General features: G+C 63.9%; 15 protein-coding genes and 1 pseudogene. 11 read left to right on the top strand and 5 right to left on the bottom strand.

The genetic code is table 11. The features are described 5' to 3' along the window. Position 1: 1 nt before the first annotated feature. The 8 genes from AC0L17_RS08755 (at position 2) to AC0L17_RS08790 (ending at position 6559) form a co-directional block, all read left to right on the top strand. Positions 2-796 carry an amino acid ABC transporter ATP-binding protein gene (locus AC0L17_RS08755; protein WP_473515503.1) on the top strand — a complete coding sequence of 265 codons (795 nt, stop codon included), beginning with the start codon at positions 2-4 and terminating at the stop codon, positions 794-796. A gap of 36 nt (positions 797-832) precedes the next feature. Further along, positions 833-1294: a RidA family protein gene (locus AC0L17_RS08760; RefSeq protein WP_473515504.1), complete on the top strand. Its 462-nt coding sequence runs from the start codon at positions 833-835 to the stop codon at positions 1292-1294. 24 nt (positions 1295-1318) lie between these two features. Next, positions 1319-2524 (top strand): aminotransferase class V-fold PLP-dependent enzyme, encoded by a 1206-nt coding sequence (locus AC0L17_RS08765; protein ID WP_473515505.1) that lies wholly within the window; start codon positions 1319-1321, stop codon positions 2522-2524. A 104-nt stretch (positions 2525-2628) separates the two neighbouring features. Then, positions 2629-3126 (top strand): 5-(carboxyamino)imidazole ribonucleotide mutase, encoded by a 498-nt coding sequence (purE, locus tag AC0L17_RS08770; protein ID WP_473515506.1) that lies wholly within the window; start codon positions 2629-2631, stop codon positions 3124-3126. Continuing rightward, a complete protein-coding gene (locus tag AC0L17_RS08775) occupies positions 3123-4199 on the top strand; it encodes a 5-(carboxyamino)imidazole ribonucleotide synthase (protein WP_473515507.1) in 1077 nt (358 codons plus the stop codon). Before purE ends, AC0L17_RS08775 begins: the two co-directional genes overlap by 4 nt. Before the next feature lie 281 nt (positions 4200-4480). Continuing rightward, positions 4481-4606 (top strand): type B 50S ribosomal protein L36, encoded by a 126-nt coding sequence (gene ykgO, locus AC0L17_RS08780; RefSeq protein WP_006327841.1) that lies wholly within the window; start codon positions 4481-4483, stop codon positions 4604-4606. Between the two features lie 219 nt (positions 4607-4825). Further along, the gene (locus AC0L17_RS08785; RefSeq protein ID WP_473515508.1) at positions 4826-5410 is read left to right on the top strand and encodes a tetratricopeptide repeat protein; all 585 of its coding nucleotides are present in this window, start codon (positions 4826-4828) and stop codon (positions 5408-5410) included. An 81-nt stretch (positions 5411-5491) separates the two neighbouring features. Further along, on the top strand, positions 5492-6559 hold the full coding sequence (locus AC0L17_RS08790) for an alpha/beta fold hydrolase (protein ID WP_473515509.1): 1068 nt from the start codon (positions 5492-5494) through the stop codon (positions 6557-6559). A gap of 33 nt (positions 6560-6592) precedes the next feature. On the opposite strand, the gene pyk is transcribed toward AC0L17_RS08790, so the two are convergent. Beyond that, the gene (pyk, locus tag AC0L17_RS08795; protein ID WP_023797023.1) at positions 6593-8029 is read right to left on the bottom strand and encodes a pyruvate kinase; all 1437 of its coding nucleotides are present in this window, start codon (positions 8027-8029) and stop codon (positions 6593-6595) included. Further along, positions 8026-8514, bottom strand: a complete 489-nt coding sequence (locus AC0L17_RS08800) for a DUF1036 domain-containing protein (protein WP_023797022.1) — start codon at positions 8512-8514, stop codon at positions 8026-8028. Before AC0L17_RS08800 ends, pyk begins: the two co-directional genes overlap by 4 nt. A 246-nt stretch (positions 8515-8760) precedes the next feature. On the opposite strand from AC0L17_RS08800, the gene AC0L17_RS08805 reads away from it, so the two are divergent. The 3 genes from AC0L17_RS08805 (at position 8761) to AC0L17_RS08815 (ending at position 11284) form a co-directional block, all read left to right on the top strand. Next, positions 8761-9558, top strand: coding sequence for an N-formylglutamate amidohydrolase (locus tag AC0L17_RS08805; protein WP_473515510.1), 798 nt, complete (start codon positions 8761-8763; stop codon positions 9556-9558). A gap of 25 nt (positions 9559-9583) precedes the next feature. Next, positions 9584-9892 carry a DUF1244 domain-containing protein gene (locus tag AC0L17_RS08810; protein ID WP_473515511.1) on the top strand — a complete coding sequence of 103 codons (309 nt, stop codon included), beginning with the start codon at positions 9584-9586 and terminating at the stop codon, positions 9890-9892. A 195-nt stretch (positions 9893-10087) separates the two neighbouring features. Beyond that, entirely contained in the window at positions 10088-11284 is a 1197-nt protein-coding gene (locus tag AC0L17_RS08815; RefSeq protein WP_473515512.1) for an MFS transporter, read from the top strand. On the opposite strand, the pseudogene AC0L17_RS08820 reads toward AC0L17_RS08815, so the two are convergent. From AC0L17_RS08820 to AC0L17_RS08830, 3 genes and pseudogenes are all read right to left on the bottom strand, one after another. Then, positions 11242-11358, bottom strand: a pseudogene (locus tag AC0L17_RS08820) (LysR family transcriptional regulator); the annotation flags it as partial. The gene AC0L17_RS08815 and the pseudogene AC0L17_RS08820 sit on opposite strands and share 43 nt — an antisense overlap. A 108-nt stretch (positions 11359-11466) precedes the next feature. Beyond that, on the bottom strand, positions 11467-11625 hold the full coding sequence (locus AC0L17_RS08825) for a DUF3309 family protein (RefSeq protein WP_091593346.1): 159 nt from the start codon (positions 11623-11625) through the stop codon (positions 11467-11469). Between the two features lie 98 nt (positions 11626-11723). Then, on the bottom strand, positions 11724-13076 hold a 1353-nt coding region (locus AC0L17_RS08830), incomplete at its 5' end, for an efflux RND transporter permease subunit (protein WP_473515513.1).

Below are 13076 nucleotides of genomic sequence, written 5' to 3' on the forward strand. Positions count from 1 at the left end.
GATGCCCATCGCCACGCCCGCCAATCCGGCGCTTCTCGATGTCTCCGAGGTTTCCAAATCCTTTGGATCCGTCGCGGTCCTGCGCTCCGTCAGCCTGGAGGTGACGCGCGGCGAGGTGGTGACTGTCATCGGGCCTTCCGGCAGCGGCAAGACCACGCTGCTGCGCTGCGTCAACTTCCTGGAGAGCTACGACAGCGGCTCCATCCGCATCGACGGCAAGGAGGTCGGCTTCCGCGACACGGGAACACGCCAGCGCCGCAGCGAGCGTGACCTGGCGAAGATGCGGGCCGAAACCGGGATGGTGTTCCAGAGTTTCAATCTGTTTCCGCACCTGACGGCGGCCGGCAACATCATGCTTGGCCTGCGCAAGGTGCGCGGCAAGAGCAGTACCGAGGCCCGCGCCATTGCCGAGCACTGGCTCGGCCGGGTCGGCCTTGCCCACAAGGCCGACAGCCTGCCGGCCGAACTTTCCGGCGGCCAGCAGCAGCGTGTCGGCATCGCCCGCGCGGTGGCGATGGAGCCAAAAATCCTGCTTCTTGACGAGATAACCTCCGCGCTCGACCCGGAACTCGTCGGCGAGGTGCTCGAGGTCGTGCGCAGTCTGGCCGAGGACGGCATGACGATGGTGATGGTCACGCACGAGATGGCCTTTGCTCGCGATGCCTCGAGCCGCATCATCTTCATGGCAGATGGCGGCGTCAGCGCCGCAGGCCCGCCCGCCGAGATTCTGGGCGCGGAGATCGACAATGAGCGTCTCCGCAGTTTCCTGGCGCGGTTTCGTGCCTCGCATTTCTGACATCGGACGGCGAAAGCTGTCGCAAGGAGCCTTTTCATGACGCCTTACATCCGGCTCGCCGAATTGGGCCTGACGCTGCCCGAGCCGCCGACGCCGATCGCCAACTTCGTCACCCACGCCGAAAGCGGACGGCTGATCTTCCTCTCCGGCCAAGGGCCATTGCGCCCCGACGGCACGCTTTGCACCGGCAAGGTCGGCGCGGACGTCACGGTTGAAGAGGCCTACAAGCATGCCCGACTCACCGGTCTGAACCTGCTCGCCGTCATGCACGCTGCGGCAGGCGACCTCAGCCGCATCGTGCGCGTCGTCAAGCTGCTTGGCTTCGTCAACGCGATCCCGACCTTCAGCGACCATCCGAAGGTGGTGAATGGCTGTTCCGATCTTTTCGCCGCTGTCTTTGATAGTATCGGCGGGCACGCCCGTTCGGCGATCGGTGTCGGCTCCCTGCCGGGCAACATCACCGTGGAAATCGAGGCGGTCGTCGAGATCGCCGCCTGAAGTCTACCAATGGGACCTCCAGAGATGAAAACCTATTCCGCGAACGGCTCCAACACGACAATCCGCGAACGGCTCGGCCTTCGCCCGATCATCAATGTCTCCGGCACGATGACGGCGCTCGGCGCCTCGATCATCGTCCCTGAAGCGATCGCCGCTATGTCGGAAATCGCCTCGCAATGGGTGGAGATGGACGATCTGCAGCGCGCCGCAAGCACGGTTGTCGCGCGCCTCACCGGCGGCGAGGCCGGCTTCATCACGGCGTGCTGCGCCAGCGGCATCACCATGGCCATTGCCGGCACGATGACCGGCACCAACCTTCTGGCGATCGAGCGGCTGCCGGACGACACCGAGGGCCTCAAGTCGGAGGTCATCGTCCAACTCGGCCACATCGTCAACTACGGCGCGCCGATCGACCAGTCGATCCGGCTTGCCGGGGCAAGGACCGTACCGGCCGGTACGGTCAGCGTGACTCAGGATTATCATGTGCGCGAGGCGATCCGCGACCGCACCGCAGCAGGCCTCTATGTCGTTGCCCATCACACGGTGCAATACGGCATGCTCTCGCTCGAGGAGTTCTGCGAGATCTGCCACGCCAAAGGCGTCCCGGTGATCGTCGACGCCGCCTCCGAATACGATTTGCGCGGCTTTCTCGCGCGCGGCGCCGACATCGTCGTCTATAGCGGACACAAATTCCTCTCAGGACCGACAAGCGGCATCGTCACCGGGCGCAAGGATCTGGTGCGCGCCGCCTATCTGCAGGTCCGTGGCGTTGCGCGGGCGATGAAGGTCGGCAAGGAAAGCATCGCCGGCACCATGGCCGCACTGGAGGCCTGGGAGCGGCGCGATCACGCCGGCATCCGCAAGCGGGAAGAAGCGGCGCTCGATCTGTGGAAGGACGCATTGCTGGGCCTGCCCGGCATCGCCGCGCATGTCATTCCCGATCCGACCGGCAATCCGCTCGACCGCCTGCAGGTGTTTGTTGCGCCCGAAAGCGGATTCACCGCAGCCGGTCTTGCCTCGGCGCTGGCGGCCGTTTCGCCTCCCATTATCGTGCGCAACCACGAGGTCGAGCGCGGTCACTTCTTTCTCGACCCGTGCAATCTCCATCCCGGCGAGGCGGAAATCGTCGCCGAACGCCTGCGGGCCGTGTTGAGCGTGGCCGAGCGTCCGGCGGATGCGATGAAGTCGGCCCGCAAGGATAGCGCCGGCGCCTTGCGCTGGCCGGATTAGGTAATAATGGCGCCTCGCGCCAGGACGCTTGCGCAGAGGCAGCGCATCCTTGCCGTCGGACCCGAATTCCGCTAAGGCGCGCCTTTGCCGCCGGGAGCAGAAGCTTGGACGATCAACGTGCCGACGTCGCCATCATCATGGGCAGCCAGTCCGACTGGGCGACGATGCGCCACGCCGCCGAAACGCTGGAGGCGCTGGGCGTTCCGCACAAGCGGCTGATCGTCTCGGCCCATCGCACCCCCGACCGGCTCTATGACTTCGCCAAGGGTGCCAAGGCGGCCGGCTTTCGAGTGATCATCGCCGGCGCCGGTGGTGCGGCACACCTGCCCGGCATGACGGCGGCGATGACGCCGCTCCCGGTTTTTGGCGTGCCGGTGGAATCGAAGGCGCTTTCCGGGCAGGATTCGCTGCTCTCCATCGTGCAGATGCCGGCCGGCATTCCGGTCGGCACGCTGGCCATCGGCAAGGCGGGCGCCACCAATGCCGCCCTTCTGGCTGCGGCCGTGCTGGCGCTGACCGACGAAAAGCTCGCCGCCCGGCTCGATGCCTGGCGCGCCGCCCAGACCGCCAAGGTCGCCGCCGAGCCCACGGACACGCCATGAGCCTGGCCGCCGGATCGACCATCGGCATCATCGGCGGCGGCCAGCTCGGCCGCATGCTGGCGATGGCCGCGGCCTGCCTCGGCTACCGCACGGTCGTGCTGGAGCCGCAGCCGGATTGTCCGGCGGCACAGGTCGCCAACCGGCAGATCACTGCCGCTTATGACGACACGGCCGCGCTCGCCGAACTGGCTGCAGTCAGCGACGTCGTCACCTACGAGTTCGAGAACGTTCCGGTCATGGCCGCCAGCGCGCTTGCCATCACGGTCCCGGTCTACCCGCCGGCGCGCGCGCTGGAAGTAGCGCAGGACCGGGTGGCGGAGAAGAAATTCCTCAACGGCATCGGCATTCCCACCGCGGATTTCTGCCCCGTCGACAATGACGACGAATTGACGACGGCGCTGAAAAAGTTCAACGGCAGCGGCATATTGAAGACGCGACGCATGGGCTATGACGGCAAGGGCCAGCGCGTCTTCCGCAATATGGAAACGGGGGGCTTTGCCGGCACCTGCGAGGCGATGGGCAACGTGCCGCTGATCCTCGAATCCTTCGTCGCCTTCGAACGCGAGATTTCGGTGATCGCGGCGCGCGGCATGGACGGTTCGCTCGCCGCCTACGATCCGGCAGAAAACGTCCACCGCAGCGGCATCCTGCACAGTTCGACCCTGCCCGCCGGGATAGGGTCCGAAACCGCCGCTGCAGCGCAGGCGGCGGCAGCAGAGATACTTGCCGCGCTCGACTATGTCGGCGTCATCGGCATCGAGTTCTTTGTCCTTGCCGGCGGCGCGCTGCTGGCCAATGAGATCGCGCCGCGCGTTCACAATTCCGGCCACTGGACGGAGGCCGCCTGCATCGTCTCGCAGTTTGAGCAGCACATTCGCGCTGTCGCCGGCCTGCCACTGGGAAATCCCGGCCGCCATTTTGACTGCGTCATGGAAAACCTGGTCGGCGACGATATCCTGCGCATCCCGGCCCTGCTCGCCGAGCCCGATCTGATGCTGCATCTCTATGGCAAGGCCGAGGCACGCCCCGGCCGCAAGATGGGCCATTTTACGCGAATGAGCCGATACCGTTGAGGCTATTCGACGGCGCCGCTCTAAAGCGCGTCGCATTTGACCGGCCTCACGCGACGCGCTTTAGGTTGTTGTTTTATGCATATCGTTATCGCAAAACCGCTGCGCACTTTTATGCGACATGCATTAATGCCGTCGATAGGGCAGAAACTCATACTCCGCCACATGCTTGGTTGACACGGGCAAGGCTCCTCGTTTATGAGCCACGCACAAGTTGAGAGGCGCGCTTTCCGAGCGCGCCTTAATAATTCGGCCCAAGCGGGCCCAGACCGACGGGCAAGACCATGAAGATCAAGAATTCGCTCAAGGCGCTCAAGGCGCGTCACCGCGACAACCAGCTGGTTCGCCGCAAGGGCCGCGTGTACATCATCAACAAGACCGCTCCGCGCTACAAGGCGCGCCAGGGCTGAGCCTTTTCGCGTTGGGGCGGCCTGCCTCAGCGCCTGCATGATGTACCGCATCGACCCAAAAATCGGAATCGATTTTCGGAAAACACGATGCGAGGAGTTCAAAATGCTGGAGCGTCGTTTACGCGTCCAAAAGGACGCGTGGCGCTCTAATACCGGCCTGCCGGCCCTTTCACGCTAAATTCAGTTTGACGATCCGCTGTCCGGGGTTAGATTCCGGTCATGCGGATTCATTTTGCATTCTTCGCGGCGCTTTCTCTTTTCGGTGTCGCCCCGCTTCCGGCTCAAGCGGAAGACCCGGCCACCCCTCCGGTTGCCACGACCAGGGAGGAAAGGCTCGACCAGCTGTTTGTCGACCTGAAGCGCGAGCGCAATGAAAAAGCCGCCGAGCGCATCGCGGCGCGCATCTCGCACGAGTGGTCGCAATCCGGCAGCGCCTCGATCGACCTGATGATGCAATGGTCGCAAAAGGCGGCCGAAGACAAGAAGTTCGACGTGGCGCTCGACTTCCTCGACCAGGTGGTGACGTTGCAACCGGCCTATGCCGAAGGCTGGAACCGGCGCGCCACCGTACATTTCATGATGAATAACTTTGGGAAATCGATGGCGGACATCGACCGCACGCTGCAGCTCGAGCCGCGCCATTTTGGCGCGCTGTCCGGCCTGGCGCAGATCATGGCGGTAACCGGCCACAAGCAGTCGGCGCTGGAAGCCTGGCAGCGCGTGCTCAGCATCTATCCGATGATGCGCAGTGCCCAGGATCAGGTCGGCACGCTTTCCGAAGAACTTGCCGGCGAAGGGATATGAGGTTGGCGGACAAATCCACTTGAGTGAAAGTCTTTTTAGCTAGACTGTGAACTAATTTCGCTCCGGTCCGTACCTCTCTCCATGAACCCGATCTACGCCGCGCTCGCCTTCCTCCTGGCGCTTGTGTTCACCCTTGCAGGTGTCACCCGCGCCGGTTCATGGCTGATCGAGCGCCGCAATCCGCCGATCGGCGACTTCGCGGATATAAACGGTGCCCGCATCCACTACGTTCACGTTCCGGCCGGGGAAAACGCCGAACTGCCGCCGATCGTCTTTATCCACGGCGCCAGCGCCAATCTCAGGGATCAGATGCTGCCGTTGAGGCCCTTGCTGGAAGGCCGTGGCGAGATGCTGTTCTTCGACCGCCCGGGTGCAGGCTGGTCGGCGCGCGGCCCCGGCAACAACGAGACCCCATCGGCACAGGCCAGCACCATCGCAGCGCTGATGGACCATCTCGGCATCAGGAAAGCCATCATCGCCGGCCATTCCTTCGGCGGCTCGGTGACCACCGCCTTCGGCCGCGAGCATCCCGACAAGACGCTCGGCCTGGTGTTCATGGCGCCTGCCACCCATCCCTGGCCGGGCGGCGCGACCGCCTGGTACTACAATTTGACGACCATTCCGATCGTCGGCCGGCTTTTTTCCGAAACGCTGACCTATCCGTCGGGAACGCTGCAGATGAATGCCGCCACCGCCTGCGTCTTTGCCCCCAACAAGGTGCCGGACTTCTATGTCGCCGAGGTCGCGATCCCGCTGGTGCTTCGGCCGAACGCCTTTCGTGCCAACGCCACCGATGTCGCCGGGCTTTATCGCTACACGCTCGATGCCGCACCGCACTACCGCGATATCAAGGCGCCGACTGTGGTCATCTCGGGCGACCGCGACAAGGTGGTCTATGCAACGATCCATTCGGTCGGCCTCGTCCGCGACATCGCCGGGGCCGAACTGGTCTGGGTCCGCAATCTCGGCCACAAGCCAGACTGGATAGCACCCGATCTCGTTGTCGGCGCGATCGAAAAGGTCGCCGGCAGGGACGTGGACCTCCAGGCAATGGCGAAGGCCGTGGAAATCAGGATCGCCGGCGACACCTACGGTGCCGGCAAATGCGCCGACATCAAAGCCCCGGAGGCCGAACTCGCGCCAATTTAGAGCAACCGAAATCATTCGAAGCGACGGTCAAGCCTAGCGGCGGGCCTGCACGTCCGATCCGACATAGGCGATGCGCAGCATGTTGGTGGAGCCGGGCGTCCTCAACGGCACGCCGGCGGTGATGATGACCCGGTCGCCGGGCTTGCCGAACCCCTCGTCCAAAGCGATGCGGCAGGCGCGGTCGACCATGTCGTCCAGGTCGATGGCGTCGGGCGAGACGACGCAATGTGTGCCCCACAAAAGCGATAGCCGCCGCGCCGTGTTGACGATCGGCGACAGGGCGACGATCGGCACCTGCGGCCGCTCGCGCGCGGCGCGCAGGCCGGTCGTGCCGGACGCCGTATAGCTGATGATCGCCGACAGTTTCAGCGTCTCGGCGATTTCGCGGGCGGCAAGCGAAATGGCGTCGGCGCCGGTCGCTTCCGGCTCCGAGCGCTGCGCATTGATGATGCCGGCATAGGTCGGGTCGGTTTCGACCTTGCTGGCGATGCGGTTCATCATCGCCACCGCCTCGACCGGGTAGGCGCCGGCCGCGGATTCGGCCGAGAGCATGATGGCGTCGGCGCCTTCGAACACGGCGATCGAGACGTCCGACACCTCGGCGCGGGTCGGCACCGGCGCGGTGATCATCGATTCCAGCATCTGCGTGGCGATCACCACCGGCTTGCCGGCGCGGCGCGCGGCGCGGGTGATCTGCTTCTGGATGCCGGGCACGGCTTCGAGCGGCATTTCGACGCCGAGATCGCCGCGGGCAACCATCAGTGCGTCCGAAAGTTCGATGATCTCGGCCAGCCTGGCGACGGCTTGCGGCTTTTCGATCTTGGCCATGATCAGCGCCCGGCCGCGCGCGATCTTGCGCGCTTCCGCCAGATCCTCCGGCCGCTGCACGAACGACAGCGCCACCCAGTCGACGCCGGTGGCCAGCACAGCATCCAGATCGCTGCGGTCCTTTTCGGTCAGCGCGCCGACCGGCAGGTCGGTGTCGGGCAGGCTGACGCCCTTCTTGTCGGAGATGCTGGTGCCGGCGACGACGGTGCAGACGATCGCCTGTCCGTCGCTCTCCACCGCCTTCAGCTCGAGCTTGCCGTCGTCGATCAAAAGACGGTGGCCGGCCTCGACCGATCTCAGGATTTCCGGATGGGGCAGATAGACCCTGGTCGAGTTGCCGGGCTCGGGATTGTCGTCGAGCGTGAAGGTCTGGCCGAGTGTCAGCGTCTCCTTGCCGTTGGCAAACTTGCCGACCCGAAGCTTGGGTCCCTGCAGGTCGGCGAGAATGCCGATCGGCCGGCCGACCGCTTTCTCGACGGTGCGGATGCGACCGACAAGTGTGCGCATCAACTCATGATCGGTGTGGCTCATATTGATGCGAAACACGTCGGCGCCGGCTTCGAAAAGCTTCTTCAGCATGTCCTCGGAGGAGGAGGCCGGACCGATGGTGGCGAGTATCTTGACCTTGCGGCTGCGTCTCATTGACTGTTTGTTCCCGGGGCGGCTGGAACGCCCCCCGTTGCGGGGTCATCGGTCAGCTGGACCATCCAGCTTGCCTGCTCGCCCGTGTCATATTCCTGGAATCCGGCGCGCTGGAAGCCCCGGGCGACGCAATCGCTAACGCCGGCGATCTTGAACTCTTTTTCGGCCACGCACATGTTGATCGGACCATCCCAGCGCCCGCCGCGCTCGGCGTCTTCTGCATAAAGATAGTAAAATCTTGATGACAGCGGCCCTTCGATCAACGTCTTGCAGCTCGATCCCTCGATGTGCCACCAGCCTTCGGTGATCCAGCCGGCCTTGGCGCGATAGCCGATGCCGACGCCGACCAGGTTCTGGGTGGCGTTGCAGACACGGAAATCGGCGCGCGCCGGCGAGGCAGCAACCATCGCGGCGAGGCCCACAGCGAAGGTCAGGAACGGCATGGCGAAGGCATAGCGCACACGCGGCCTGCCGGCGGAACCCATCCTGAAACCTCTCAAGAACCACATTTGCATCTCTCAACGCCCCTTTTCGGAAAAGTCCGGGCGCATGTCAACGCGCCCTTTTGCTCAATTCCAATCGATTTAGAAAGGCCTCTAGCGCACGGTCAGTCGCCTTCTGCCAGATTTCCGCAGAAACCGTGGCCAAACGACGGCATTGCGTAATCGTCCCCTTCGTGGAATGAGGATACCATCCTCCCCCGAAGCCAGCGAACAGACCATTTCCCGCCGATGACCCGATCCACAGTTTTCGCGCCTTTCGACGTCGTCGAAGGCGATCGCAAGCGAGGCATTGTGCTCCTGGCCGATCACGCCCGTCGCGACCTGCCGGAAGAGTATGGCAGCCTCGGCCTGCCGGCGGCGGACTTCGACCGCCATATCGCTTACGACATCGGTGTCGAGACGGTGACGCGCGAACTGGCCGCTTTGCTCGGCGTGCCGGCGGTACTCGCCAATTTTTCGCGGCTTCTGATCGATCCCAATCGCGGCGAAGACGATCCGACATTGATCCGCCAACTCTATGACGGCACCGTCATTTCGGGGAATTATCCACTTACCTTGAAAGAACGTGAAAGGCGGCTCGACCGCTTCTATCGACCCTATCACGATGCGGTCGGCGCCATGATCGCCTCGGTGGCGCAGGCTTGCGCAAACGCCCCCTTTATCCTTTCGGTGCATTCCTTCACCCCGTTCATGCAGGGGTTCGTGCGCTCTTGGCATGTTGGCATCTTGTGGGATCGCGACGACCGGGTGGCGCGGCCGCTGATCGACATGCTTGCGAAGGACAAAAGCCTTATCGTCGGCGACAACGAGCCCTATGACGGCGCATTGCGTGGCGACACCATGTTCAGACATGCCATCGTCAACGGATTTGCCCATGCGCTGATCGAAATCCGTCAGGACCTGATCGCCGATCGGCAGGATGCGGTCGCCTGGGCCGAACGGCTGGCGCCGATCGTTGACGCGCTCAACCGCCGTCCCGATATACATCAGGTCACACGATTCGGCTCGCGCACCGGGCCGCTCTAAGCAGGCCCAAGGAGGCCAAGAACACATGACCGAACTCAGCGACGAGCAGAAACGCGATTTCGAAGCCGCCGCCTTCCGCCGGCTGGTCGCGCATCTGCGTGAACGCACTGACGTGCAGAACATCGACCTGATGAATCTCGCCGGCTTCTGCCGCAACTGCCTGTCCAACTGGTATCGCGACGCCGCCGAGGCCGAGGGTGTCGATCTCAGCAAGGACCAGTCGCGCGAGATCATCTACGGCATGCGCTATGCCGAATGGCAGGCGCTCAACCAGACCGACGCCTCCAATGCCAAGAAGGCCGAGTTCGAGGCAAGACGCCCCAGGGATCACTGAGACCACGATCCCAAAAAGTGGAAACCGGTTTTCGGACAAGATCGTGGTCGAACAAAGCCCGACCAGATCGGCTTCATCAACCTGGGTGCAAGCGAGCCGTTTGGCCCAAGCACTTTTCAAGAACCAGCGCTTGACTGCAAATTGAATCGATCTAATTTGCGGCGCGAAACTATTTTTCGCATCGGATTCTACACGATGGACACGCTAAACCGCATGCCGGCCGCCATTCGTGGACGATGGGCCGTGGCGGCCATCTTCCTGGCCAATGGCTTTCTGACCGGCGCCTGGGCGCCGCAGATCCCGGTGGTGCTGACCCGGCTGGATATCAGCAAGTTCACGCTTGGCCTGCTGATCCTGCTGTTCGGCGCCGGCGCGGTCACAGCGATGACCTGGTGCGGCCACCTGATCTCCAGGCATGGGTCGCGCAGCGTGCTGCGCTGGTTCGGCCTCATCGGCAGCTTCGGCCTGCTGGTTGTGGCGCTGGCTCCCAACGTGCCGCTGGCGGCCATCGCCATGTTCATCTTCGGCGGGTCGATCGGCGGCATGGATGTCGCCATGAACGCCAATGCGGTGACGGTGGAACGGCGCTTGTCCCGGGCCATCATGTCGTCCTCGCACGGCTTCTGGAGCCTTGGCGGTTTCGCCGGCGGCGCTCTCGGTGGCCTCGCCATCCAGAATTACGGTCATCTCGCCCATGCGACGGTGGTGACGGCGCTCGCTTTCGCCGTGATTGCAGTGGCAGTCCGCTACCTGATCGCCGAGGACAAGCCGCCCCAAGCGTCCTCGGGGGTAATCGGGCATCGCAAATTTGCGCTGCCTGGAAATCCGCTGGTCTATCTGGTTGGGCTGATGGCGCTGATGACGATGATCTCCGAGGGTGCGGTGCTCGACTGGGCAGCGCTTTACCTGCAACAGGAACTCGGCACCGACCTCGCCGTAGCTGGTTTGGCCTACGCCGCTTTTTCCGGCGTCATGGCCGTCATGCGCTTCGTTGGCGACGGCGTCCGTAACCGTTTCGGTGCCGTGACGACACTGCGCGTCTCGGCGCTTGTCGCCGCTGCCGGCATGCTGGTGGCGGGTCTGGCGCCCTCGCCCTGGCTCGCCATCTCAGCTTTTGCCTTTTGCGGCTTCGGCATCGCCAATATGGTGCCGATCCTGTTTTCGGCCGGCGGCAACCAGGAAGGCATGTCGTCCGGCACCGGCATGAGCGTCGTCACCACAATGGGCTATTCCGGCATTCTGGTGGCGCCGTCGGCAATCGGCTTCATCGCCGAGCATTCAAGCTTCGGTCCGATCTTCGTCGCTTTGTCGGGACTGCTGGTCGTCGTATTCTTGATGGCCGGGCTCGCTCACCGCGCCGAATTCGCGCCTGACGCGGCCCCGGCCGAATAGCGCTTCAACTCCTCGTAGAGGAAATCCGCGACACGGCGGATGCGCACGCTGGTGCGAACCTCGCGGCGCATGGCCGAGAGTTGTCGCGATCGCAAAGGACCATGCGCAAAATCAAATGCTACAGCGCTGTGAGTCCAAAAGGACGCGCAGCGCTGTAGCATTCGTGCACACCAAACTCCGGGTCAAATCCTGCCCATCAGCAGCAACACCAGCAGCACGATCAGGATGACGCCGACGATGCCGGAGGGACCATAACCCCAGGAACGCGAATGAGGCCATGCCGGTACCGCGCCGATCAGAATGAGGATCAGAATGATGATGAGAATGGTGCTGAGCGTCATGAGAAACTCCCCGCTTTGAGGCATTCCATGACAGGACAATGCAAAAGGCCGCTGGGTTGTTCCCGGCGGCCTTTTCTACCTGGGCTGAAGGGAGCGACCTATTCGGCGGCCTTCGGGAAGTCGATCGCCGGCTTGTCGAGCAAGCCCGGCCCTGCGGAGGTCTCCATTGTCGCATCGGCTGGCGTCCCGCGCCGGAACACCCGACGGAAGAATGCATAGAAGCGGCTGTTCTTGCTGCGCGTGAACACCATCAGCATCGACGGTGTCACCACCAGAGTCAGCAAGGTGGCGAAGGACAGGCCGAAGACGATCGCCGAGGATAGTGAAATCCACCATTGCGTCGACGGCGCGTTGATCGTCGTCTCGTGATGGAAGATTTCGAGACCGAGGCCGAAAGCGATCGGCAGCACGCCGAGGATCGCCGACACCGCCGTCAGCACCACCGGGCGGGCACGTTCGCGGCAAGTCTGCAGCACCGCGTCCATCTTGTCCCAGCCCTCTTCGCGCAGCCGGTCGTAGGTGTCGATCAGCACGATGTTGTTGTTCACCACCACGCCGGCCAGCGCGATGACGCCGATGCCCGACATGACGATGCCGAACGCCTCTCCAGTCAACAGCAATCCCAGGAACACGCCGACGGTCGCCATGACCACGCAGGACAGCACCAGCCAGACGCTGGTGAACTTGTTGAACTGCATCAGAAGCACCAGGAAGATCAGGAAGATCGCCGCGCCAAAGGCCTTGCTGAGGAAAGCGCTGGCCTCGGCGCTGTCCTCGTTCGAGCCGGCAAGCTTCCAGCGTATGCCGCTGCCGAGATCCACTTCGGCGACAGCCTGGCTGACCTGCTGCTGGACAGAAGCGACCTGCTCGCCGGCGGCGACATTGGCCTGGACGACCACGGTGCGCGCGCCATCGATGCGGTTGAGGATGCCGACGGTCGGCTCGGGCTTGCGCACGACGAAATTCGAGATCGGCACCGACCCTTGCGACGTCTGCACCCTGAGGTCGTCGAGTGTCGACAGCGTGCGCCGGTCCTCGGGCAGGCGCAGCCTGATGTCGACGGCGTCGTCCGCACCGGCCGGCCGGTATTCGCTGAGTTTCAGCCCGTTCGTCACCAGTTGCACAACCGTGCCGACCGAGGTCGGGCTGATGCCGTATTGCGCCGCCTTGGCGCGATCGACGTCGAGCGCCCAGTCTACGCCGGGTGGCGGCAGGCCGTCGGAAATATCGATGACACCGGGCACCTTGGCAATGCGCGCGGCGACGGCGCGCGCCTTGTCGTCGAGGCCTTTCGGGTCGACGGCTGACAGCCTGATCTGGATCGGCTTGCCGGTGGGCGGGCCGGCCTCGGGCACGCGAACCTCAACGTCGACGCCGGGAATGCCGGCCATGACGCCGCGCAGTTCGTCCAGGATGGCGTTCGCCGATTTGCGCTCGCGCCAGTCGACGAA

It is taken from the genome of Mesorhizobium sp. WSM4829 (assembly GCF_055811475.1).

Coding starts and splice junctions, on each gene's coding strand:
- AC0L17_RS08800 (WP_023797022.1), bottom strand. CDS start 8,514: ATGGGTTCCGCCGGCAGGCCGCGTGTGCGCTATGCCTTCGCCATGCCG.
- AC0L17_RS08755 (WP_473515503.1), top strand. CDS start 2: ATGCCCATCGCCACGCCCGCCAATCCGGCGCTTCTCGATGTCTCCGAG.
- ykgO (WP_006327841.1), top strand. CDS start 4,481: ATGAAGATCAAGAATTCGCTCAAGGCGCTCAAGGCGCGTCACCGCGAC.
- AC0L17_RS08760 (WP_473515504.1), top strand. CDS start 833: ATGACGCCTTACATCCGGCTCGCCGAATTGGGCCTGACGCTGCCCGAG.
- AC0L17_RS08765 (WP_473515505.1), top strand. CDS start 1,319: ATGAAAACCTATTCCGCGAACGGCTCCAACACGACAATCCGCGAACGG.
- AC0L17_RS08810 (WP_473515511.1), top strand. CDS start 9,584: ATGACCGAACTCAGCGACGAGCAGAAACGCGATTTCGAAGCCGCCGCC.
- AC0L17_RS08775 (WP_473515507.1), top strand. CDS start 3,123: ATGAGCCTGGCCGCCGGATCGACCATCGGCATCATCGGCGGCGGCCAG.
- AC0L17_RS08790 (WP_473515509.1), top strand. CDS start 5,492: ATGAACCCGATCTACGCCGCGCTCGCCTTCCTCCTGGCGCTTGTGTTC.
- AC0L17_RS08825 (WP_091593346.1), bottom strand. CDS start 11,625: ATGACGCTCAGCACCATTCTCATCATCATTCTGATCCTCATTCTGATC.
- pyk (WP_023797023.1), bottom strand. CDS start 8,029: ATGAGACGCAGCCGCAAGGTCAAGATACTCGCCACCATCGGTCCGGCC.
- AC0L17_RS08805 (WP_473515510.1), top strand. CDS start 8,761: ATGACCCGATCCACAGTTTTCGCGCCTTTCGACGTCGTCGAAGGCGAT.
- AC0L17_RS08815 (WP_473515512.1), top strand. CDS start 10,088: ATGGACACGCTAAACCGCATGCCGGCCGCCATTCGTGGACGATGGGCC.
- AC0L17_RS08785 (WP_473515508.1), top strand. CDS start 4,826: ATGCGGATTCATTTTGCATTCTTCGCGGCGCTTTCTCTTTTCGGTGTC.